This is a genomic window from Arthrobacter citreus, from assembly GCF_038405225.1.
In the GTDB taxonomy this organism is placed as follows: domain Bacteria; phylum Actinomycetota; class Actinomycetes; order Actinomycetales; family Micrococcaceae; genus Arthrobacter_B; species Arthrobacter_B citreus_A.
Genome location: NZ_CP151657.1, coordinates 3,504,747 through 3,527,063, shown reverse-complemented (window position 1 = coordinate 3,527,063; position 22,317 = coordinate 3,504,747). Strand labels below are relative to the sequence as shown.

The 22,317-nt window shown below is 65.1% G+C and carries 23 protein-coding genes; 8 read left to right on the top strand and 15 right to left on the bottom strand.

What is annotated here, in order from left to right; translation table 11 throughout:
* Positions 1-23 precede the first annotated feature (23 nt).
* The 6 genes from AAE021_RS16335 to AAE021_RS16310 form a co-directional block, all read right to left on the bottom strand.
* The gene (locus AAE021_RS16335) at positions 24-1,025 is read right to left on the bottom strand and encodes a hypothetical protein (RefSeq protein WP_342023350.1); all 1,002 of its coding nucleotides are present in this window, start codon (positions 1,023-1,025) and stop codon (positions 24-26) included.
* A complete protein-coding gene (locus AAE021_RS16330) occupies positions 1,022-1,390 on the bottom strand; it encodes a GntR family transcriptional regulator (RefSeq protein ID WP_342023349.1) in 369 nt (122 codons plus the stop codon). Before AAE021_RS16330 ends, AAE021_RS16335 begins: the two co-directional genes overlap by 4 nt.
* Positions 1,391-1,468: 78 nt before the next feature.
* On the bottom strand, positions 1,469-1,987 hold the full coding sequence (locus AAE021_RS16325) for a GNAT family N-acetyltransferase (RefSeq protein WP_342023348.1): 519 nt from the start codon (positions 1,985-1,987) through the stop codon (positions 1,469-1,471).
* 175 nt (positions 1,988-2,162) lie between these two features.
* Positions 2,163-3,020, bottom strand: a complete 858-nt coding sequence (locus tag AAE021_RS16320) for an aminoglycoside phosphotransferase family protein (RefSeq protein WP_342023347.1) — start codon at positions 3,018-3,020, stop codon at positions 2,163-2,165.
* Between the two features lie 23 nt (positions 3,021-3,043).
* Positions 3,044-3,952, bottom strand: coding sequence for a DUF2231 domain-containing protein (locus AAE021_RS16315; RefSeq protein WP_342023346.1), 909 nt, complete (start codon positions 3,950-3,952; stop codon positions 3,044-3,046).
* 203 nt (positions 3,953-4,155) lie between these two features.
* Positions 4,156-5,133 (bottom strand): aldo/keto reductase, encoded by a 978-nt coding sequence (locus tag AAE021_RS16310; protein WP_342023345.1) that lies wholly within the window; start codon positions 5,131-5,133, stop codon positions 4,156-4,158.
* A 216-nt stretch (positions 5,134-5,349) separates the two neighbouring features.
* On the opposite strand from AAE021_RS16310, the gene AAE021_RS16305 reads away from it, so the two are divergent.
* A complete protein-coding gene (locus AAE021_RS16305; protein WP_342023344.1) occupies positions 5,350-5,829 on the top strand; it encodes a hypothetical protein in 480 nt (159 codons plus the stop codon).
* 137 nt (positions 5,830-5,966) lie between these two features.
* On the opposite strand, the gene AAE021_RS16300 is transcribed toward AAE021_RS16305, so the two are convergent.
* The 4 genes from AAE021_RS16300 to AAE021_RS16285 all read right to left on the bottom strand — a co-directional run bounded on the left by AAE021_RS16300 (position 5,967) and on the right by AAE021_RS16285 (position 11,832).
* The gene (locus AAE021_RS16300; protein ID WP_342023343.1) at positions 5,967-8,558 is read right to left on the bottom strand and encodes an MMPL family transporter; all 2,592 of its coding nucleotides are present in this window, start codon (positions 8,556-8,558) and stop codon (positions 5,967-5,969) included.
* A 46-nt stretch (positions 8,559-8,604) separates the two neighbouring features.
* Positions 8,605-9,258: a TetR/AcrR family transcriptional regulator gene (locus AAE021_RS16295; RefSeq protein WP_342023342.1), complete on the bottom strand. Its 654-nt coding sequence runs from the start codon at positions 9,256-9,258 to the stop codon at positions 8,605-8,607.
* 122 nt (positions 9,259-9,380) lie between these two features.
* Positions 9,381-11,018 carry a PAS domain-containing sensor histidine kinase gene (locus AAE021_RS16290; protein WP_342023341.1) on the bottom strand — a complete coding sequence of 546 codons (1,638 nt, stop codon included), beginning with the start codon at positions 11,016-11,018 and terminating at the stop codon, positions 9,381-9,383.
* Complete coding sequence (locus AAE021_RS16285) at positions 11,005-11,832, bottom strand: alpha/beta hydrolase (protein WP_342023340.1); 828 nt, start codon at positions 11,830-11,832, stop codon at positions 11,005-11,007. The genes AAE021_RS16290 and AAE021_RS16285 overlap by 14 nt, the downstream gene beginning before the upstream one ends.
* A gap of 577 nt (positions 11,833-12,409) precedes the next feature.
* Between AAE021_RS16285 and AAE021_RS16280 the strand changes: the two genes are divergently transcribed.
* The 3 genes from AAE021_RS16280 (at position 12,410) to AAE021_RS16270 (ending at position 13,923) form a co-directional block, all read left to right on the top strand.
* Positions 12,410-12,616 (top strand): hypothetical protein, encoded by a 207-nt coding sequence (locus AAE021_RS16280; protein ID WP_342023339.1) that lies wholly within the window; start codon positions 12,410-12,412, stop codon positions 12,614-12,616.
* A gap of 89 nt (positions 12,617-12,705) precedes the next feature.
* A complete protein-coding gene (locus AAE021_RS16275; RefSeq protein WP_342023338.1) occupies positions 12,706-13,356 on the top strand; it encodes a hypothetical protein in 651 nt (216 codons plus the stop codon).
* A 93-nt stretch (positions 13,357-13,449) separates the two neighbouring features.
* The gene (locus tag AAE021_RS16270; protein ID WP_342023337.1) at positions 13,450-13,923 is read left to right on the top strand and encodes a PGPGW domain-containing protein; all 474 of its coding nucleotides are present in this window, start codon (positions 13,450-13,452) and stop codon (positions 13,921-13,923) included.
* A 3-nt stretch (positions 13,924-13,926) separates the two neighbouring features.
* Here AAE021_RS16270 and AAE021_RS16265 read toward each other — a convergent pair whose 3' ends face one another.
* Positions 13,927-14,391 (bottom strand): MarR family winged helix-turn-helix transcriptional regulator, encoded by a 465-nt coding sequence (locus AAE021_RS16265; RefSeq protein ID WP_342023336.1) that lies wholly within the window; start codon positions 14,389-14,391, stop codon positions 13,927-13,929.
* 84 nt (positions 14,392-14,475) lie between these two features.
* Between AAE021_RS16265 and AAE021_RS16260 the strand changes: the two genes are divergently transcribed.
* The gene (locus AAE021_RS16260; protein ID WP_342023335.1) at positions 14,476-15,750 is read left to right on the top strand and encodes a multidrug effflux MFS transporter; all 1,275 of its coding nucleotides are present in this window, start codon (positions 14,476-14,478) and stop codon (positions 15,748-15,750) included.
* A gap of 147 nt (positions 15,751-15,897) precedes the next feature.
* Here the strand turns inward: AAE021_RS16260 and AAE021_RS16255 are convergent, their stop codons facing one another.
* Positions 15,898-16,398, bottom strand: coding sequence for a hypothetical protein (locus tag AAE021_RS16255; protein WP_342023334.1), 501 nt, complete (start codon positions 16,396-16,398; stop codon positions 15,898-15,900).
* 603 nt (positions 16,399-17,001) lie between these two features.
* Between AAE021_RS16255 and AAE021_RS16250 the strand changes: the two genes are divergently transcribed.
* Positions 17,002-17,958, top strand: a complete 957-nt coding sequence (locus AAE021_RS16250; protein WP_342023333.1) for a lantibiotic dehydratase C-terminal domain-containing protein — start codon at positions 17,002-17,004, stop codon at positions 17,956-17,958.
* 158 nt (positions 17,959-18,116) lie between these two features.
* On the top strand, positions 18,117-18,848 hold the full coding sequence (locus AAE021_RS16245; RefSeq protein ID WP_342023332.1) for a GAF and ANTAR domain-containing protein: 732 nt from the start codon (positions 18,117-18,119) through the stop codon (positions 18,846-18,848).
* Between the two features lie 138 nt (positions 18,849-18,986).
* Here AAE021_RS16245 and AAE021_RS16240 read toward each other — a convergent pair whose 3' ends face one another.
* From AAE021_RS16240 to pstS, 3 genes are all read right to left on the bottom strand, one after another.
* On the bottom strand, positions 18,987-20,273 hold the full coding sequence (locus tag AAE021_RS16240) for an AI-2E family transporter (RefSeq protein WP_342023331.1): 1,287 nt from the start codon (positions 20,271-20,273) through the stop codon (positions 18,987-18,989).
* 30 nt (positions 20,274-20,303) lie between these two features.
* Entirely contained in the window at positions 20,304-20,504 is a 201-nt protein-coding gene (locus tag AAE021_RS16235; protein ID WP_342023330.1) for a hypothetical protein, read from the bottom strand.
* An 88-nt stretch (positions 20,505-20,592) separates the two neighbouring features.
* Entirely contained in the window at positions 20,593-21,708 is a 1,116-nt protein-coding gene (pstS, locus tag AAE021_RS16230; RefSeq protein ID WP_342023329.1) for a phosphate ABC transporter substrate-binding protein PstS, read from the bottom strand.
* A 191-nt stretch (positions 21,709-21,899) separates the two neighbouring features.
* On the opposite strand from pstS, the gene AAE021_RS16225 reads away from it, so the two are divergent.
* Positions 21,900-22,283 (top strand): DUF1304 domain-containing protein, encoded by a 384-nt coding sequence (locus tag AAE021_RS16225; protein ID WP_342023328.1) that lies wholly within the window; start codon positions 21,900-21,902, stop codon positions 22,281-22,283.
* The last annotated feature ends 34 nt before the right edge of the window (positions 22,284-22,317 follow it).

Sequence of the window (22,317 nt, the reverse complement as noted above, 5' to 3'; positions counted from 1 at the left end):
AGTGTTCCGCCGCTTCTGTGTGGTCAGTGGCCCGCCGCGGTGCCCCGGGAAGCCATTGCAGTGAAGAGGGACGCCGCCGTCGCTGCATCCCGTGCCGTGACGGTCAGGCTCTTTCCGCCTCGCCCGTACACCCGGAGGGCTTCGCCGTTGCGGAAGATCAATCCCACGGAGCCCGCTCCGCCAACCCGGATTCCCCACCCCAGGAACTCGGAAAGCCCCCGGACGTTTACCACCTCGGCGGTGGCCCCCGGCCCGGCCGGGACGTGGAACCGGCCCAGCCCCAGCAGGGTGGTGCAGGTCAGTCCCCGGTGATCCACCGTGACTCTCCAACGGCCGGTAATCACCGCGGGCACCAGCAAAACCGCTCCCGCCACCGTGAGCCCCCACAGCGGGGTGAACAGTCCAAGCAGGATCAGCGTGAGTCCCGGGATGCCGCCGCCCAGCAGGCACACCCAAGCGGTGACCGCGGTGGTCCATACGGCGCGTTCACCCGGAGCCAGATCCAGTGCCGGGACCGGGGTGCCGCCGGAATCCGGGGCCGCCAGCGGCCGGCTGCCGGCGATGAGAGCGGCGAGCAGCGCGTAGCCGACGCTCAGGAGAGCAGCGAGGGCCATTGCAGACCGCGGATCCGGGGCCTGCGCCGGGTCCGCGATCCCGAGCTGCCCACTGAGCATCGCGGGGAGTGCTGCGGACAGGAAGACGGCGATGCCTGCCGGAAGGGCAACGGAGAGCCGGCGGCCCCACCCGTTCAGCTTGCCGGACCATTTGAACACCGCGAGGACAAACAGCACCGCCGCAGCAGGCAGGGCCAGGGACAGCACGATCAGCCACAACGGGCCCACTGTGCTGACCTGCCCGGTGGACCAATCCCACTGCTGCGCAACCTCTGCGGGAAGCTGCGGACTCCAGCCGGCAACGAGCGCCAGGGCAGCAAAAAATGCAGCGGCAGTCGGCAGGAAAACCCCCAGCCAGAATCGAGGGTCCGGGTCCTCGGGGATACGGCGGTCTGGCTGGTGCGTCGTCATGAGGAGGTTTCCTTGTCGAGACGTTGGCGGAAGAGGGCAAGGATCGTTTCGGTGGACAGCCCGAGTCCGGCCAGCTGCGAAGCGGCGTCATCGAGGATGTGCAGCGCGTGCGCCCGGACGGCGGGAGCCGGCGAAATGACAACCGCTCCCCGTCCGCGCCGCAGCTCAATGAGCCCCTGATCGCGCAGGTTTTGGTAGGCGTGCAGCACGGTGTGCAGGCTTACCCCGAGTGACTCCCCGAGGTCCCTCGCAGCGGGAAGGCGTTCCCCGTTGCGCAGTGATCCGTCCAGAATTCCCTGCCTCACGGACCCTGCTATCTGCTCGTGCAGCGGCGAGTCGTGGGAGGGGGTCAGCCGGATCAACATAGCCTCATCCTATTATTATGTTTGAACTATAACAATAGGTAAATGAGGGATCCCTGGCGTGTTCCGCCCGCCGCGTCTTTAGCGAACCATCCTGAGCACCGGGATGTCCTCCGCCGTTGGGCTCCCGGCCACCCGGGCGCCGTCGGGCAGGTATCCGTTGCGCCGGTAGAAGGCCTGCGCCCTCGGGTTCTCCGCCGCCACCCACAGCTGGGACGGCTCCTCCCCCACCACTGCTTCCAGGAGCGCCTGTCCGGCACCGGTTCCGTGGTGGGCGGCAAGGACATAGAGCATAAACAGCTGACGCTCGCGGACCGGAGGGAAGGCCGGATGTTCCCTGACCGACGACGGCCCGGCCAGCGCCAGACCCACGACTTCCCCGCCTGTCTCGGCCATGGCAACACTGCGCAGCGGGTTGTCATTGGCGGCAGCGCGCTCCCACATCGGAACGAGGGAAGCAGCAGTGAAATCTTTCCAGAAATTGCCGCCCACCTGTCCGGTGTATGTTTCCACCCAGCAGCGGTGGTGGACGGCGGCGAGCGCCGGCGCATCCGCCGCGGCCGGCGTCCTCAGCGTGAAGTTCAGGTGCTGGGCCGGCATGCCGCTACCGGGAATCCGATGTACGGCCGCAGACCCGGTCTCCGGCGGGCGCGGCAACGCTCAGTGACAGGGGCAGCTTCTTCATGCCCCCACGGTAATGGACCCAGGTGCCCATCCGGTGGACTGACCCTCCGCCGGCGCTGTCGGCCACCTCTGGCCGGCAGGGGTCCCTGGTTCATGGTCCCGGGACGCCCCGGCGCAGTCCGGGATCATAGAGGGTCCCGCGGCGGAACCGGTCGCTGAAGTTACCCAGTGCGAACTCCCGCAGTTCATGATCACCGGCCAGATGGCCCGCGGCAGCCACCTGCAGCGAGAGCGATGCCCGGTGCAGCTGTGCGCGTGCCACCAGCTCAGGGCCGGCAATGTCCATGACGGCAGCGGCGCCGAACGCACCCACCAGCGGCGCCAGGTCCATTGCGGGGTCTCCGAGGCATGCGTTGTCAAAATCCACCAGCCCCGAAATCTCCGATCCCGACCAGAGCACATTGTGCAGCCCAAAATCCCCGTGCACGACGGCGGCAGGCACCATTTCCTCGGCCGCCAGGACCTGCGATACCACCTTTGTTGCTGCCCGAGCCTCCCGGGGAGCCAGTCCTGCGGTGATCCCTGCCACCACGGCCGGCCATTCTCCTGCCCCGCACCACTGCCGCACAGGGCGGAGGGTGCGGCCGGCGGGTGGAACCATCTCCCCCAGGGCCGACAGCACCAGCTTCAGGGGAACACGGACTGCTTCCCAGCGTTCCAGCAGCCGATGCTCGCCCGGGACAAAGCTGTTGACCTGAGCGGACCAGCCATCCCCGTGAAATGGTTCGCACAGTACCGCCGGGATGTGGAACGGCAGCCCCGCTTGGGCAAAGGCCGCCAAGTTAGCCGTTTCCGTGCGGGTCCGCTCGGCATGGCCGGCTCCGAATGCCACGCGCACAACGGTGGTCTCCCCCAACACGGCAACCTGGTGGAAGGCGCCGCTCCGGAGTTCCATCCGCCGCCAGTCCAAGTCCGGCCAGACGGACTGCAGGGCGGACCAAACAGCCATGGCGTCGGCACTCAGGTGCCCGGCTACTCCGGCGCTCCGGTCAGGCTCACCTCCAGCTGCCCGTTCAGGACCCGGGTGGAGAACACCGGCTGCGGAGCGGTGGCCGGCCCGTGCATCACTTCCCCGCGCCGGACCGAAAACGTGCTGCCGTGCCAGGGACACACCACACACAGTTCTCCCCGGACCTGCTGCAGATGCCCCTCGTGCAGCGGGCCACCCAAATGGGAACAGGTGTCCGCCAGCACCGACACGTCCGGTGAGGACGGGCTGCCGCCGGCATCCTGCTCCGCCTGCCGCAGCACCATCAGGGGAACACTGCCAAGCATGGCCCGCCTGAGCTGGCCAAGGGGAAAGCTGTCCACGGGTCCCAGCGGATGCCAGCCCTCCTGCACCTCCTCGGGCAGGTCCTCATTGCGGTTCACACCGGCTCCCTGACGGTACGAGAGGTGGCCGCCCAGGAACCCGCCGATGCCTGAGATGCCCAGCCCGGCGAAGGAAAGGATCTTTCCGCGGCCGTGGTTTCCCTGGCTTCGGACGAACCACGAAGCAAGGAACAACCCGGTGGCAACCGCGTTGGCCCCCTGATGCACCACACCGGTCCGCTGCTGGGGAGTGTCCAGCTGGGAAAAATCGGTAACCCCGGTCAGCGCGGTAGGCACCGCCGTCACCACACCCAGGCCCACCAGTGTTTTGGCGGCCCGCTCGTTGCCCGGCAGCAGGTCCAGGACGGCTGCGGACACCCAGGCTCCCAGCGGCACGATCACCATCAACGGATGCAGCGGATGCCCCAGCGGGACCCCGTGCAGCGCATCCGTGACCCGCCGCCATGGCAGGGCCTTCCGAACCAGGCGGGACACGGTTCCGGCGGCGGGATCCAGCCATGCCGCGCCTTCAAGCTTGTCGACGGTACTGACCAAAGGCAGACGTGGCATGTCATTCTCCTCAGAGGGGCTGCTGACTGCTCCATAGCGTAGCCACGCCGCCGGACGGGCACCACAGTAAAGGCACCCGCGGCGCGGAGATCGGGTTCTTTCCGCTGACCCGGGTGCCCGCGCCCACCCATCCGCCGACGATCGAGGTGCTGCGGCTCTTCGCGCTGTACCGCCAGTCGGGCGCTTTCCAGGCCCGCTGAGTCTCAGTAGCGGCTGCCCTCCGGCGCCGGCGCCCCGTTCAGCATGACCAGGTCCTCATCGCTGAGCACCAGGTCCCCGGCCATCACATTCTCGCGCAGGTATTTTGGCGACTTGGTCCCCGGGATGGGGATCACCCGCCGCCCCTGGGCCACCACCCAGGCCAGTGCCACCTGCGCCGGGGTGGCACCCACCCGCTCCGCGACGTCGCGCACCCGCTCAACGATCGCCAGGTTGGCCTGCATGTTCTCCTGCTGGAAGCGCGGGAGCCTGCGCCGCATGTCGCCCGCGGGCAGGTCATCGAAGGACGTGAACCGTCCGGTGAGGAACCCGCGTCCCAGCGGAGAAAAGGGCAGGAACGCCATGCCCTGTTCCTCGCAGTAGGGCACGACGTCGGCGAGCCGGTCGCGGGTCCACAGCGACAGCTCGGACTGCACCACTGTTACCGGATGCACCGCCTGCGCCAGCCGGATCTGCTCCACGCCGGCTTCCGACAGCCCGATGGCCCGGGCCTTGCCGTCCTGCACCGTCTGGGCCATCGCGCCCCAGGAGTCCTCCAGCGGAACCTGCGGATCCACCCGGTGCAGCAGGTACAGGTCAACGTGGTCGGTACCCAGCCTCTGCAGGCTGCCGTCGATGGACTCCCGGATGTGTTCGGGGCGCCCGTTGGGCGTCAGGCCGGGCATGGTGCCGCTTCCCTTGGGTGCGGTGCTGACCTCCAGGCCCACCTTTGTGGAGAGCACCGCACGCTCCCGGTACCCGTCCCGCAGCGCCCGTCCCACGAGTTCCTCGTTGGTGTACGGCCCGTAAACATCAGCCGTGTCGATCAGAGTGGCCCCCAGTTCAATGGCGCCGCGGATCACCGAGATGGACGTCCCGTCGTCGTGCTCCGCATCCATGTCATAGGCGTAGCTCATGCCCATGCAGCCCAGCCCAATGACGCCCACCTCGGGTCCGTTGGTTCCCAGCGTGGTTGTGCGCATGACCGTCTCCTCCTGGTTGTTCCGGGGTGCCGCGGCTGGTTCCGGAGTCCAGCGAAGGCATCCGGTACGGCTTCCTGTGATCAAGGCTAGAAGGACACCCGTCCGGGCGGGAGGGGCGCGAAGGCTTTGGCGGGAGAACCGGCTGTGGAGGGATAACGGGATTGACCAAGCCCGCAGGCACCGCACTTCGATCAGGACCCGGCGTATGGAAAGCTGGTGGCCATGACTCCGGGGGAAGCCACAACAAAGACAGAGTTCCGCACAGCAATACCGCCGCGATACCGGATGATTCTGGGCGGCCTGGGATTTGCGGCCGTGGGCGGAAGCGCGGTTGGCGCCCTGGAAGGCGGAGCTGCTGCACTGGTCACCGGAGCCGCGATTGCGGCCATTTTTGTGCCCGTCCTGCTGATGAGCGCCAAAGTTTCCGTCCGCGGGCAAGCCATCGGCATCCGGGTGGCCGGGGTTTTCGCCACGGAGATCCCCTATCGGGAGATTACAGCTGTCACCGCCGGTCCGGTGACCGGCCTTAGGGAGGGCATGGGCCTGCGGATCCTGCCCGATGGCACGGGGTATTTGGTGGGTGGGCCGTCGGTGCGGATTGAGACGGGGAAAACTGCCGTCCTGGTTTCCTGTAATGAACCAGACCAGCTCCTGGACTGCATTACGGCGCATCTGGAAACTTCAGCCGGCAAATAGCACCCCATCCGGAACCCCCACCGGAATCCAGGAGTAAACCACGGTTAACGGGCGGTGCCGCCCTCCTCCAGTGTGGAGAAAGGCGGCACCTTCAGTTCAGCCGGACTCGCGTCGGCGTCAGCGCCTTTGCGGCGGCGTCAGCGCGTGGCAGCACCATTACGCGCGTCATGCGCGCCGTGGGCGCCACCTTCCGCCGAAGCGTCGTCCTCAGTGCCGGGTTCGCCCTCGGCCGCCGCAGCCTCAGCGTGCGGATGGCGGCGCTCCAGCGATGCGCCTTCAACGTCCACGTCCGGCAGGATCCGGTCCAGCCACTTCGGCAGCCACCAGGCCTTGTCCCCGGCCAGGTGCATCAACGCCGGGATCAGCAGCATGCGGACCACGAAGGCATCCAGAAGGACACCGAACGCCAGCGCAAAGCCGATGGGCCGGATCATGGTGCTGTGCGAGAAGATGAAGCCGCCAAACACTGCGGCCATGATGATCGCGGCGGCCGTAACCACCGAGCGTCCCGCACGGACACCCTGTGCGACGGCGAGGCGCGCCGGCGCGCCGTGGGCGTACGCCTCGCGCATGCCCGAGCCCAGGAACAGCATGTAGTCCATGGCCAGCCCAAACAGGATGCCCACCAGGATGGTCGGCAGGAAGCTCAGGATCGGGCCGGGAGTCTCCACGCCAAAGACGGCGGAGAGCCAGCCCCACTGGTAAATGGCCACCACGCCGCCAAGGGCCGCGAAGTAGGACAGGATGAAGCCGAGGGTGGCGATCACCGGCACAAAGATGGACCGGAACACCAGGATCAGAATCAGCAGCGACAGACCCACCACAACGCCGAGGTAGATCGGCAGTGCGTCGGACAGCTTGTCAGAGATGTCGATGTTGCCGCTGGCGGATCCGGCCACGCCAATCTCGTATTCACCGTTCAGCGGGGACATGTCGCGCAGCGTGTGCACGAGGGCCTCCGTCGATTCGCTGGTGGGGCCCTCTTTCGGAACGACCTGGAAGGCGGACACGGTCCGGTCCTCGGAGGAACCGATCGGAGCAACCGCAGCCACATCCTCCTGGTCGAAGAGCGTCCGGGCAATCTCCGCCTGCGCGGACAGGGCTTCGTCCTCGGTGGGCTCACCGGGCAGCTCGGCCACCACCAGCAGCGTGCCGTTCTGTCCCTCGCCGAACTTTTCGGACACGGCGGCGTAGGCCTGGTACTGGCTGGAGTCATGCGCTTCCGCCGAGCCGTCCGGCAGATTCTGCCGCAGTTCCAGTGCCGGGATGGCAATGAGCAGCAGGGCAGCAATGGAGGCAACCACGGTCAGGACGGCACGGCCGGTCCCCATGGCCTTGGCCTTTACCGTTTCGGGACGGCCGCTTCCGGCGGCAGCGTCAGCAGCAGCATGGGCGGCGTTGTGGGCGTCAAGGGCCGCGCGTTCCTTGCGGCTGAGGACGCGCATTCCGGCGATCTTCAGCAGTGCTGGGGTCAGCGTGACGGCGATCAGTACGGCGATGGCCACGCAGGCCGCGCCCACGGTGCCCATCAGGCCCAGGAACGGGATCCCGGTGACGTTCAAAGCCAGCAGGGCAATGAACACCGTGGCGCCGGCAAACACGACGGCGTTGCCGGAGGTGCCGTTGGCCAGCGCGATGGATTCCTGCAGGGTGTAACCGGCCTTCAGCTGGCGCCGGTGCCGGTTGACGATGAAGAGGGCGTAGTCAATGCCCACGGCCAGGCCGAGCATCAGCCCCAGCACGGGGGTAATCGAGGCCATTTCGACGACGCCGGAGAAGGCCAGCGCGCCCAGGGCGCCAATGCCGACGCCGATCAGTGCAGTCAGCAGGGGCAGGCCGGCGGCGATGAAGCTGCCAAGCATGACCACCAGAACGACGGCGGCGACCACCAGGCCCACCACCTCGCCAATCCCGAAGAGGTTGGGGACGGCGGCGGCGATGTCCGCGGAGAAGTTCACTTTCACGCCGTCGATCGGGGAGTCCTCGAAGGCCGCCACGAGGGCGTCCTTGGTTTCCTGCGTGATTTCCATCTGGGTTTCGCTGAAGACCACGTTCACCACTGCGGCGCTGCCGTCTTCGGATACCGTACGGATTTCCTTGGCCATCTCCAGCAGCTCGGCGCCCTGCTCGGCAGGCACTGCCTGAGCTTCAAGCTCTGCGGCTCCTGCCTCCAGTTCCGCGCGGCCGGCATCCAGCTGGGCCTGCTGCGCGTCGAGTCCGGCGAGCATTTCCGCCGGCGCACCGGCGGCTTCAGCCTGTGTCCGGGCGGCATCAAGCTGGGCCTGTCCCGCGTCGAGCTGTGCCCGGGCTTCCTCAAGCTGGGCACGGCCGGCGTCGATCTGCGCCTGGCCTTCAGTCAGCTGCTGCGCCTGGGCGGCACGCTCTGCCTCGGTGGCGAAGGGGTCGATGACGTTTTCCACGCCGTCGACCTCCGCCGCCTTGGTGACCAGCGCGGAAATCTCCTGCTGCTGTTCCTGCGTGAAGCGGGAGCCGTCCTCGGTTTGGACAATGACTGACCCTGATCCACCGGAGGCCTGGGGAAGCTTTTCCTGCAGCCGCTCAGTGACCTGGGTGGTGGGCGTATTGGGAATGGAAAATGCGGTGGCAAGCGTGCCGCCAAAGAGCGCGAACGCTACTCCAGCAACCGCAAGCACCGCTATCCACACCGCGAGCACGGTGCGCGCCCGGCGCGCTGCTGCCCGGCCTAGACGGTAGAGGAATTCAGCCATGAGAGTCCTAACAGGGAGGGGAAGGAAAAAATGAAGTTTGGTCGGTCTAAGCGGTGGCTTGTGCCGGGGGTTCGTTGCAGTGGCCGTCCCGGACGGATTGGATCAGCCGCTCAAGATGCCTGGACCAGACCTGGCGTGACCCGGGCGTGTCAATGGCGCCCGTTTCCGTGGCCCAGTGGTGATAGAGGACCCCAACACCGCCGGCAAGGGATCCAACCAGCAGGTCCAGGGCAAGCCTGTCCGCTCCCGGCCGGCGGAGCAGGATGGCAGCGGAGAGGAGGCTGCTGACTTCCGTGAACACGCGCAGAGTCATCAGGGCCTGGCGCGGAGAGGGCTGGCCGTGGGGAAGTCCAAGCACACGGGTCAGGTAGGCCAGCGGCCCCACCAGGTCCGCGGCGCGGAGAACGTCCGCCATTTCCTCCATCGTCGAGACATTGGTGCCGTCGCCCAGGTCGACGTTGGCCAGACTTTCGATGACAGTACCCAAGGCGCCGCTGCACACTTCCACCACCACGTCATCGAGTGAGGCGAAATGGTTGAAGACGGTGCGGCGTGAAACATCCGCGCGTTCAGCGATCTCCTCCACCGTGAAGTCAGTGCCGGACCGCTCGTCCATCAGCGCAGCCGCAGCATCGACGATTGCCTGCCGGTGGCGGTTCTTGAGGGCAGCGCGTCGGTCTATGGCGGGTTCTTGAAGCACGTTTCTACACTAAGTGCAGGCATGCACTTAGTGCAATTTGTTGGGCTGGGGACAGTTGGGCTGGGGCTGGCCGTAGGCGGCGGACGCCGCCGGGGCAGGGGCATCCGGGCGCCGTTATCCGATTATCCGTCCGGGAGCACGACAGTGAAGACGGACCCCTCCCCCAGGCTGCTGCGGAAGGTCAGGCTCCCGCCGTGCAGCTCGACAATGTTCTTGGTAATGACCAGTCCCAGCCCCGCCCCCGGCACTGCGGCGGTAATCGCCGCGCGGGAACGGAAAAACTTGGTGAAGACTTTCTCCTGCTCGTCCTTGGACATCCCCACGCCGGTATCCTCCACTTCGAGCAGGAGGGACGCGCCGTCGTGCCGCAGGCGGACCACGATGGTGCCGCCGTCGGGCGAATATTTCACGGCGTTGGACAGCAGGTTGTCGACCACCTGAGCCATTCGCTGGGGGTCCACCTCCCACGGCAGGGAAACGGGGACATCCACGGTGATATCGACGCCGCTGACAGCCGCCCGCGGCGCAGCGGAAATGACGCCGGCCCGCACGATTTCCACCACATCGGTCATTTTCGGTTCCAGCTTTTTCGTTCCCGAAGCCACCGACAACAGATCCGAGACCAGTCCGAGGAGCCGTTCAGCGTTGCGCATGGCCACGGACAGCGCGCTGCTGACATGCTCCGGCAGCTCCTCGGCATCCAGCGCCAAATCCAGGTAACCCAGGATCGAGGTCAGCGGCGTGCGCAGTTCGTGCGAAACGTTTGCCACGAAATCATCCTGGGCGGCCACTGCACGCACCAGCCGGGTGACATCGGAGAAGGACAGGACCGAGCCGAAGACTTCGCCCATTCCGCGAACCGGCCGGGCGGAAACGCTCACCGCCATCTGGTCCTCACCCGTTCCAACCCACATCACCTCGTTGGTAAAGGTCTCACCGGCTGCAGCCCGCGGAATCGGAAGTCTTTCCGGTGGTATGGGCGTAACGCGGTCCGCGCCGAATGCTTCCACGGGGGCAAGCGGTACGCCGGGGCGGCTGGCAACCCGGTGCCAGCTGCTTTCCAAATGTGAATTGGCCAGAATCGCGGTGCCATCCCCGTCCACCACCAGCAGTCCGACGTCGGCGGTGTTAAGCACCGTTTCCAGCAGCACCTCGCGTTCCCGGCTGATTCTCAGGTTCTCCTGCAGGGTGCGGTCCTTTTCCTCCAGGGCGCGCTGCTTCTCGTGCAGGACTTCCTCCGCCTGCACTCTGGCGGCTTCCGAGGCCTCAGCCTTTTGCAGGGCCGCTGCCAGGTCCCGTTCAAAACGGGTGCGCTTGGGCGCACTGAAAAACACCAGCCGGTCGATTCCATCCCCGGTGTTCTCCCCGGCGTTCTCCCCCGTATTCTCCCCCGTGCTCTCCCCCGTGCGTTCCCGGACCCCCGAAACAAGCATGGGAAGGACACCTCCGTCCGCGTCGGAGAGGTTCAGCGCCATTTCATTAAAGGAGCCGGAAACTCCCAGCTGCGGCAGTGCGAAGGCGGAATAGAGCACCCGATCGGCGGCCGGCATCAGATCAAGCACCGTTGAGCCGATGACGTCTTCGCGGGAGCGCCGCAGCCAGCGTGCGAGGGTCGCATTGATGTCCAGGATCCTGCCGCCCGGTTCCACCACCAAATAGCCCGAAGGGGACGCATGGAAGTGGGCTTCATAGTCCAGGTGGATAGACGGCTGGCCGTGGTGGTTTGGCTTTTCCTCCCTGCGCGGTTCAGGGGAGGACATGAGTGGAGCTGTACAGATAGCGAAGAACTGCCTCGGCGGTTTCCCGGGGCGCAGTGACGTGGGGCATGTTGCCTTTGGCGTGGAGATGGAGGGTCACACTGTTGGACAGGTGCTCGTGGAGGTAGCGGGCGGCGAAGGCAGGGGTCAGCGGGTCGTCAGGCGTCTGCAGCAAAAGAACCGGGATCTGCAGGTTGGGCAGCAGATGGCGGATGTCCGTTTGCAGCGATACCTGCAGGAAGTCACGGACGTATTCCGGCTGCAGCCGGCAGATGTTGGCAGTGAACTCTTCGGTCAGGACGGATCCGGCGGGCTGTCCGATCATGGACGGCGCCATGGCCGCCGCCCACAGGGGGAAGTTCATGCTGACGGCGTCCAGGACCTGTTTGATGTCCCCCTCCGCCAGCCCACCGATGTACCCATCGGCGACGACGTTCCGGTAACAGGCAGACGTTCCGATGAGCACCAACCTGCTGATCCTGGGATTTCCGGCCGCAGCGGCGGAGATACCCATCATTCCGGCCACCGTGTGGCCCACTAACGTCACATCCCGCAGGTCCAGGACGTCCAGGATTTCGGTCAGATCATCCAGATAGCCGGTCAGCGAGGAGTATTTTTCGAAAGAATAGGCGGCTAAATCGGCACCTCCCGTCCCTGCATGGTCGAAAAGGACAATCCGGCAGTCCCGCAGAAAGGGAAGAATCCGGTGCCACACCACCTGGTCACAGCCGAAACCCTGAGCGAGCATCAGCACCGGACCTTTGGCTGGACCCAGCAGGCGGACATTATTCCGGACCAGGACGTTTCCTTGTTCCACTCCGCCCTCAGATCCGGCCGGATGCGGCGGCGCGGGGACCGCCGGGAATTACTGCTGTCCGGAATGGACGTGAAACCTGAGAAAAAAAGACATTAACAAGCATGAGAGAGACCTTTGAAGATAAGACGAACAGGCGGTTACCGGTTCTGGGGGAACGAAGGCTACGGCGCTGTGTGACTCCCTTCGAAATCTAACAGAAAAGGAACAGCGGCCAGGAGCGGAGTACTTCCACTGCGCTTATTCACAGCGCGAAAGCCGTCCTTTCCGTGCTGGTTTAGCCTTCCGTTAATGCGCCTCCTGCCGTTCGACTGCCCGCCCTGCCGGGGACACAGCACGCAAATAAGCCGGAAGCTGCCAAAAGGAAGCCCGCGGGCAACCCTCCGGGGGTGTGACCAACGGCACGGCGCTCAGCGGTTCGCTCCATTTCACTTCCCTTTCCGGTCCGGTGCCCAGGCCCAGTGCCGCACGCGTGAAAACGGGGTGCGCCGCTTGCACCGAATATGCAAGGGTGGGAACACCGAAGACCCCACTCGGGCGGGGTTTCCACCGGACCGTTTACCCAGGACAGGAGCACCACATGAGCAACCAGGACCAGAGCATCAACCCCGGAGCCGACGCCACAACCAACAACCTGGCCGGAACGCGGGATGAATTCAACGACGAAGTGACCGCACGCCTGATCAATGAGGCGAAGTCCAAGGAACGCGAGGAAGAGAGGGAGGAGCAGCCTGCCCTCGAGACCGACGAGGACAGCCCCGCCTCCGATGCTGAGGCTTCGTCCTAGGCCTAGCTAATTCGGAAAATTACTAAGTACACTGTCTTTGTGGGTCCAGTCTCCCAAATCTGAGATTAGGCGAAGCTAAGGAGACTCTGATGAGTACCAGCGCAGGAGCGGCCGGACAGCCAGCCCGCAAACCAAACCGGGGCTTGGCAGGCCAACCCGAACAGAGGGCAGATCAAACCACCGGCAGCGGCACGGAAAGCCGTGAACAGATTGTCGGCCGGCAAAAGGAACAGTTTGGCGGAGTCAAGATCGGCTCGGCTTTCTTTGGCTGGCTCGCCGCCGCCGGAACAACTGTTCTCCTGAGTGCGATAGCCACAGCCTTCGGTGCAGCACTGATCGCCAACAACGTCGACGTAGCCGGTGAGGCCACCGCCAATCCGGAGGGGGCAGGCTTGGCAGGCGTCATCATCCTGATGGTGATCCTCTTCGTTGCATACTTCTGCGGCGGTTACGTCGCCGGACGCATGGCCCGCTTCAACGGCGTCAAACAGGGAGTGGCGGTGTGGGCCTGGGGCATCGTCATTGCCGTCGTGCTGGCCGTCATCGGCGCCATCGCCGGAAGCCAGCTCAACATCAATGCCCAGCTCAACACATACCCCCAGCTATCCGGAGACAACACCGCGGCTGCCATCATTTCAGCAGTAATTGCCGCCCTGGTCGCTCTCGGCGGCGCCATCTTGGGAGGCCTTGCGGGCATGCGCTTCCACCGCCGCGTCGATAAGGCCGGACTCGGCAACTGACTTTATGCCAATACTTCCGGGAACGCCCCACAGACCGCCCCCAGTCGCCATCCCGGCCGGCGCAGCCGCGGACGAGCACCTCAACGGGCATCCATGAAAATGCCCCCGCTCCCGCCATGGCTGCGGCGAACCGGCATCGAGATCGTTGGATGGACGCTGATTGTCCTCGGGCTGGCAGCCCTCATCCTTCCCGGCCCCGGACTGCTGGCCCTGGTGGCCGGACTGGCGGTGCTTTCGCTCCGTTACCGGTGGGCCAGCCGCTTCCTGCGGCCCGTCAGGGCGAAGGCCTTTGAAACGGCGGAAAAGGGAGTGCAGACCTGGCCGCGGATCGGCGCCAGCATCATCGGGGCTATGTCCATCATGGCGGTGGGAGTTGTCTGGGGAGTCTGGGCCAGGGCTCCGGGCTGGTGGCCGTACAGTGATGCCTTGTGGCTTCCCGGCGGCTGGGGCACCGGAACCGGCCTAATCATCTCCGGCCTCATTGCCCTGAGCCTCATCATCTACAGCTGCCGCAAGTTCCGCGGCCGGGGCCGCCGGACCGCAGGGACCGAGCGGCACCCGAGGTAGCTCTCAGCCGCCCTGATTCGAGCGCAGAAGCGCATTGAGTGACTGCAGCGCCGAAGCAGCGGCATTCATGGCTTCAGCTTCCTCTTCACTCAACCCCGCGAGTCCGCTGCGGATGGGACCGGCCCAGGCATCCTCGATGGCCTCATCCTTCGCCAGCGCATCATCCGTCGGAACCACCCGGCTGATCCGGCGGTCGGAGGGACTGCTTTCCCTCGTGACGAGTCCGCGCTCCGTCAGGACACGGACAGCCGCGCTGGTGTTGCTCTGTTTCAGCGCCATCCGCCGCGAAAGCTCAGTAACCGTCATTCCGGGGGCTTCCAGAATGTGCTTAAGCACCGCCAGCTCCGTGGACGGCAGCGGATCTATGCCCGTGACATCCGGGACCCTGCGGTGGATGGTCCACGCGAGGTCACGAAGCAGAACGGCCACTTCCCGCCGTCGGGCCGCTGTTTCGCTTTCTTCCGTCATGCGACCATCCTAACGCATATGTTGACATACATATGTTCTCATATATATAGTTAACGGCTCACTGACACGTCGAGGAAAGCTCCAATGCCCCATTCCACCGCCACACCCCCATCCGCCGCGCAACGCACCAGCGGACAACTCATCCTCCTTTTGGCCCTGCTGACGGCCGTGGGACCCCTGTCCATTGACCTGTACTTGCCGGCTTTCCCCGGCGTGGCGGGAGACCTGAGCACCACTGCAGCAGGCATCCAGCTCACCATGACGACCTTCCTGGTGGGGCTCGGTCTGGGCCAGCTCTTCATCGGCCCGCTCTCTGACGGCATCGGTCGCCGCAAGCCCCTGCTGATCGGCACCTTTGTCTGCGCCGCAGCCAGCGTGGTCTGCGCGGTTGCCCCCAACGTCGAGATTCTGGCCTCGGCTCGCTTCCTGCAGGGACTGGGCGGCGCCGCCGGCGTTGTCCTCGCGCGCGCCATTGTCTCCGACACCGCCCGGGGTGCCGCCGCCGCCAAGCTTCTGGGCGTGCTCACGATCATCTGCGTGGTTGCCCCCGTCATCGCTCCACTGGCCGGCGGCGCAATTATCGCTACAGCTGGATGGCGCGCCGTGTTCTGGGTTCTTGCCGTCCTGGTTCTGGCTCTCTTCGTATGGGCCGTCTTCGGAGCCAGGGAAACCCTGGCTGCCCGGGACCGCAACCAGGGTGGAATCAAGACCACCCTGCACGTTGCCAAGGTAGTTCTCAGCAACCGGAATTACACCGGATACCTGCTGACCTTCTGCTTTGCCTTTGCCGGGCTGTTCGCCTACATTTCCGCTTCACCGTTCATCATCCAGAACATCATGGGCCTGTCCGAGACCCGGTTCTCCCTGATCTTCGCTATGAACGCACTCTGCATCACCATCGTCAGCGTTATTGCCGCGGCGCTGGCCGGCAGGGTGTCCTACCGCCGCATGATCTCCATTGGGTTGGTTGTGGCCGTGCTGGCTGCCGCGGGACTGCTGACCTTCGCCCTCAATGCCACCCCCATGGTTCCCATGCTGGTCCTGTTTGCCCTCTTCCAGGGATCGCTCGGATTTATTTTCGGAAATGCGACGGCACTGGCCCTGGACGAAGCCGGCCACCACGCCGGCACGGGGTCCGCCTTCCTGGGCTGCCTGCAGTATGTGCTGGCCGCTGCGGTTGCTCCCATCGTTGGCCTGGGTGGAGAGGACACCGCGGTGCCCATGGGTATCACCATGGTCGTGTTTGCGGTCCTGGCAGCAGTTTCCTACCTGACCCTCACCCGCAAGCCCGCCGTTTCGGCAGGCCCGGAGGGCGAGCTGCTGCGCGGGAAGGCAGCCGAACCGGTTTTGCACCCGTAACCAACAATCCCCTCACCCCAGTCACCTTCAAGTCATGGGACATCTGCTTCCGGACGCTCTGCGTCCGGAAACAGAGCCGTCTTCAGCCATTAATCCCGCCCGCAGGACAACCCCGCCCCCAGAAGGCCGCCGTCTGCGGGCCGGGCCTCACGCGCACAACGCGCAGGTGCAGGTGAGATTTGACGGTTTGCCGGTCGGGCTCACCATGCTGAAGCTGGTTGCTTCGAACAAAAGGTCGAGGAACTCGGGGACGGTGCCTTTTTCCGGACGGTAGCGCGAAGCGGCAAGGATTGGAGGCAGTAAATAGAGCTGGTCCATGTCGAGTTCGCGCACCTCACTCGCCATGTCTGCCGCCAGCGCCTCCAGCAGCATTCCTTCGACAACGGGGCTCATCGTTCGTCGGTTGGATACGCGGTCAATCCTCGACTGGACCGGCGTCCCCCAGGTGTCCAGGTGGATGCGCAGGACAAATTCCAGCGCCAGGAGATCCACCTCATGCAGGGACGGCCCATCGGTCCACGCCACGTCAATGGTGGCGATGTCGTAGGCAACCAGCGGGACAGCTTGGAAGTGTATGCCGGGGAAGGCCTCCGATAAGAACTCGCGGAGCCGTTCCGCGACCTCAGCGGGCCACAGGTGATCTGTCATTCGCCCTTCCCTGACCGTGGATCGGTCATTGGGACAGGTGCTGCCCGGGCCGGTCTGCTCCGCCAGGGCGATGGATTGTCGCCGTCGGCAACGAATTAGACTCTATGGTCATTGCCGTCCGCTCCGCCAGAGTACAGCCGAAGATGTGGGGAAAAGGTGAACTCCCCACGCTTCCCGGCACTGAACCGAAAGAGCCTCACTCTCCACCAATACCCCAAAATCTTTCAGTTGCAACTAGTAACTCGGTTTTCGAGGGGTTTTCTGTAAACCTCTGGTATTCACGGCGTGTCTGCTGGAAGTATATGAGCCTGACGGCATCACCCAGACGCCGGAAGAGCCAGCATCAGCACCGCACACCTTTCAAGTCTCCATCTCATGGCGGCAGAGTGCGAGTTCACCCACTGCCGCCGGGTGGCTACCCCGCACGGCAGAAGGCCGCCGGACCATGACATTTTTCCCCCCAACAATCAGTCTTCGCAGGTCCGCCGCATCGGATTCCGGTCCGCCAGCCCGCGGCCTTGAGGGCAGCACAGCACTTCGGTTTTCATTTCTTCGTTGCCGAAAGTCACCGGTCGGCACGTCACCAACGGGAGGGACCTCGCAATGAGCCAGTTAGCTGCAGCAAACCCCACCAAGCCGCTAACCACGGGAACAGAGTGGTGGTCGTTGACCATCCAGCCCGCTGAAAAGGACGTATGTGATGGAGTCATTGGCGATGTCGTGACTCCGCTGGCGGCCCAGGCCCGCTCTTGGGGTGCGCAGCGATGGTTTCATACCCGCTGCATGGACCCCTTACATCCTTTTATCCAGGTCCGCATTCTCGGCTCCCCCCGGGTCCTGGACCGCTTGGAATCCCTGATGCGGGCCCTTGTGGACCAAGCCGTTCCACATCTGGGGGAACTGCAGACTTCCGAATACCGGGAAGAGCCGATTCCCAGCCGCTGGGACTACGGCCCGGTATCCGCACGGGCTGAATCGGACTTGGCAAAGTACGGCGGCGCAGACGGCCTTGCCCTGGCAGAGGAAGTCTTCGAGCTCTCGTCTGACCTCGCGGCGTGGGCAACCTCACGCTTTCCCAAGGTCAACAGCCGGTCCTCCCTGGCGGCACTGCTCCTCTTTGATGCCAGCTACGCCATGATGCGCGGGCCCAGGTCACCGGTCTGGGCGGACCGCAGGGCCATCTCCTGGGACTACTACTGGGACAGCCATCTCCGCAGCTGCACGGCCGCCTCCGGACCGCAGGCCGCGCACATGCGTAACGCGCTGACGTCCCAACTGGCACCCCGGATACTTCCCGCACACCGCCTTATGGCCGCCACCGCATCGGAACCGGCTGTGGATAACTGGCGCAAGCGCTGGTCCCGGGCGATCGACACCTACCTGTATAGGGCGGATAAAGTACGGGCAAGCCGCAGCGCTCAGCAGCTGACGGTTTACCAAAGCCGCTTGATGCTGAACCGCCTCGGCATCTCCGTCCGCGACGAGGCCGGGCTGGGGCTCTATGCACGGTCCTGGAGCAAGGAACGGGAAGCAGACTTCCTGAAGATGGCACCCCAGTAATCCGGGCCGGTTCCACACCTGACCCCTGGTGCGGAACCGGCCGCGGGTGCCGCAGTGACCCGGCATTGCGGCCGGAGATGTCAGGCCTGGTGGCAGCGGCCGGACATTGGCGGCCCGCAACCCGGTTCAGGCCTTGCAAAGACGCCTAGACTCGGTTAATGACGGCAATCCTCAGCGGGACCTCAGTGGCTGCGCAGCTTCAGCAGCTTATACTCGGCACAGAGAGCATGGAGCTGTTCCTGGAGGCGTTTGCCGGACACGCCGCGGAGGTTTTCAGCGATACGTCCGAGCTCCTTTGCGGCATCACCCTCAAGCGCGGGAGGCACGGCGCAACAGTGGCCAGCAGCAGCGCCGCCGCCAAGGAATTGGATGAAGTCCAGTATGGTTTCGGGGCCGGCCCCTGCCTGCATACGGCCTTGACGGGTGATGTGACGCTGGTTGCCGACACCCGCACCGACCCCCGGTGGCCGGAGTATTTCGATGCGGTTCAGGATCGGGGCTACTACTCTGTTTTGGCCGTCCCCCTGATCATTGGCGACGACGGCGGAGCCGCCCTGGATTTGTACGCCAGGGATGCCGAGGCGTTTGACGAGGACCTGGTGCGCCGCGTCCTGGACTATGCCGCCGAAGCCGCGGTCACTCTTCGGGTAGCCGTCCAGATCGCCGGATACCGGGAAACAAATGATGATATGAGATCGGCCATGCAGTCCAGAACCGCAATTGACGTTGCAGTGGGGATTGTTGCCGGGCAGAACCGCTGCACCCAGGAGCAGGCCTTCTCCATCCTCCGCCGAGCTTCGAGCAACCAGAACGTGAAACTCCGGAGCCTGGCTGAACGAGTGGTCGAGTCCGTGACCACGGCAAAGGTCAAGACTCACTTCACCGAATAGCCTGAGTTCGTCCGTGGCAGGCGGCCGTTGCCAGCATCCTTTCAGGTCAATTGGTAATACTAATAGGGCAACGCGAGGGGCGCTTCCGGAAGTGAGACCACCGGAGGCGCCCCGTTGTTTTGCCTTGCCGCTGCCTGACTAGACACCGCTGCTTGGCTGGGACGCACCCGCCGGCGGATGGCCCCCAGCTGGAACCGGCTGCGGCAGCTCTGCCTCATCTCCGGACGGCGGCTCAAACTCGTCGTCCGACTCGGGGACCGTTCCGGAAACAGCGGCATTGGCCGAAGTCAGTGACTGGTCACGCAGGTAGCGCAGCACCACAATGGCGACGGCGGTGGCAGGGACCGCAAGGAAAGCGCCAACAATTCCGAACAGAGTGCTGCCCACAGTCACCGAGCCCAGCACGACGGCGGGGTGAAGCTTCAGCGTTTTGCCCACCAGGAAGGGCTGCAGGATGTTCGACTCGAGCTGCTGGACCACCAGCACCAGGCCCAGGACAACCAGGGCCGTCACCCAGCCGTGGGCCACCAGCGTCACCAGGGTGGCTAGGATTCCGGTGCCCACGGCGCCCACAATGGGGATGAAGCTGGCGAAGAAGATCAGGACCATCAGTGCCAGCGCCAGGGGAACATCCAGCAGCAGCAGGCCCAGGCCGATAAGGACGGCGTCGGCCAGTGCAACGGTGGCCTGGGCCAGGATGTAGGCCGACAGGGTCTGCCAAGCCTCCTCGGACACCCGCACGGCGTGGACGAACGCCCGGTTATTGGTCCAGCGGCTGGCCCAGGGCAGGAATTTATCCCCGTCCTTGAGGCAGAAGAAAGTGAACACCAGGGTGAGCAGGAACACCACGGTGACCGAGGTGACGGTACCCAGGCCTGCGGTGATCCCGGAAACAATGTCGCTGCTGTGCTCGCGCAGCTGAGCCACACCGGCGTCGAGCAGTTCGTTGAAGTCCACCGCCTGGACGCTGAAGGGCAGCCCGGCAACAAAGTCCGTCAGCTCCTCCAGATTTCGCCCCGCCATGCCCACCAGTTCCTTGAAACCCGAGGAAATGGAAGGCAGCACGAGCGTGGACACCGCTGCTATGGCGGCCAGCAGCCCCACCAGCGAAATCAGTGCGGCGAGGGCCTTGGGCAGCGCCTTGCGGATCACGCGGTTGACCGGCCACAGGATGGAGGACAGGAGCAGGGCCAAAAGGCCGGGAAGCGCAATCGACCACAGGGACCGGATGGTGAACCAGAGAACCACCAGGCCCGCCAGGACAATCAGGCCCCGGGCCACCCAGACGGAGGATGCGGCCAATCCGCGGGCAAAAGTTCCGCGTGGTTTGAGATGACTCGAGGTTCCGGTCCCGCCCGCCTCCGCTGGGTAACGGCCGGTGGGACCGGCGGCGGCTGGTGCGGGTGCGGATTCGGTCGTGTTCACCCTTCCATCTTGCCTCAAGGGTGAGGGGAACTATTCAGCGAACTGCGGCTGCCCTTCGATGAAAACCCAGTCCCGTTCCTCGAGGATGGGTTCCATCACCGGGCCGCCCGCTTCGGCGATCCGGTCCTGGACCTTTCCCGGAATCCCCTCGTCGCGGAGGTTCTCCCGTAACCATGTCTTGGCCGATGCGTCGAGATACGGCCACCAGCGCTCAATCTGGATGGGTTGCATAACGCCCCCTTTAAATCTGCGGTAGATCCACGGTGCCACCGCTGTCCGGGCCGCGCAAGGGGGACTCTGCAGGAAGCAGCAGCTGCCGTCAGGGCATCGTGGTGATGCTGTCGATGGCAGCGCGGGCCTGCTCGGCAAGGGATCCCGGGATGGGAGCACTCTTTGCGGCATCCTCAGAGGCCGCCTGCCCTTCGTCGCTGACCACGTATTCACCGAACGTTTTCACCAGTTCAACCGTGTCCGGATCCTCGTACGCGCTGCAGAAAATCTGATAGGAGACAAGGACCAGTGGGTAGGCCCCGGGGACGGTGGTGGTGCGGTCCAGATGCAGGGCAATGTCATGGGGTGCACGGTCAGGGACCCGTTTTGCCTGCTCGACGGCGATGGACGCGCCATCGGCGCTGATTGGCACGTATTCCTCGCCCACCAGCAGGTTCGCGGTGCCCATGGAGTCGTCAATAACTGAATCATCGGCGTAGGTCACGGCACCCTCGGTGCGGGTCACGGTGCTGACCACGCCGGAGTTTCCCTGCGCGTTTTCACCGGCCAGGCCGCCGGGCCAGGTGCCCGACGGGCCGTCCGGCCACTCATCCGGAGCCGCTTCATGCAGGTATTCGGTGAAGTTCTCGGTGGTGCCGGAATCATCGGCGCGGCTGACAGCTGTGACGGGAGTGTCCGGCAGCTCGACTCCGGGGTTCTGGCTGGCAATCGCCGGATCATTCCAGGTCTTGATCTCGCCCCGGAAGATCGCTGCGATTGTCGCTGCATCCAGGTTGAGGGAGTCGATGCCGGGGAGGTTGAAGGCGACGGCAATGGGCGAAATGTAGGCGGGAATGTCCAGGGCCCCGCCTGGACCGCACACTTCCCTGGCCTCCGCGATCTCTTCGTCCTGCAGATAGGCGTCGGATCCGGCAAACTGCACTGCCCCTGCCAGCAGGGCGCTGCGGCCGGCACCGGAGCCATCCGGTGAGTACTGCAGCTGAACGTTTGGATGCAGGACGCCGAACCCGGCAATCCATGCATCCATGGCCGGCCCCTGGGCGCTGGAACCGGAACCGGACAGAATCCCGGACAGCGTGGAGGTGCTGTTCTCCGCCGCCTGGCGCTGCTCATCGCCCAGCGGATAGTCGGAGCCGCAGGCAGACAGTGCCAGGGCGGCGGCGGCAACCAGGGCAAGGGTGCGTGCGGGACGGGGTTTGGGCACGGAGGCGGTCCTTCCGGGGACTGTGGCTGCGGGCACGACGGGCTGCCCGAGGGGCGCCGGAGGGTAGACCGGACGCCTCTTCAAGGCTAGCCGCCGATCCCGGTCCTCCGCCAACTCAAAGGCCTGCCCAGCCTTGGCCGCGGGCACAGTGGGTGACAGGATGAGGTCTACCCGGTGCATAAGGAGTTAATATGCTCATCACCGCAGCAGTTTTCGCGGTCATTGCCGCATCCGTGCACCTCTACATTTTTATCCTGGAATCCCTGCGCTGGACGGAGCCGGCAACCATGGCGGTTTTCCGGGTTTCGACACCGCAGGAGGCCGCCTCCACGCAGGCGCTGGCCTATAACCAGGGTTTCTACAATCTGTTCCTGGCCGTGGGAGTCCTGTTGGGTGTGGTCCTGCTGACAGCCGGCAGCCGGGTGGCCGGACTGACCCTGATGAGCTTTGCATCCGCTTCAATGGTGCTGGCGGCCCTGGTCCTGGCGGCCAGCAACCGCAGCATGATCCGGCCGGCCCTTATCCAGGGCGGTCCGCCCGCCGTGTGCCTCGCGTTCACCCTGCTCGGGGCCTGAACCGCCCGGTGCCTAAGAAGCCCGGTGCCTGAGA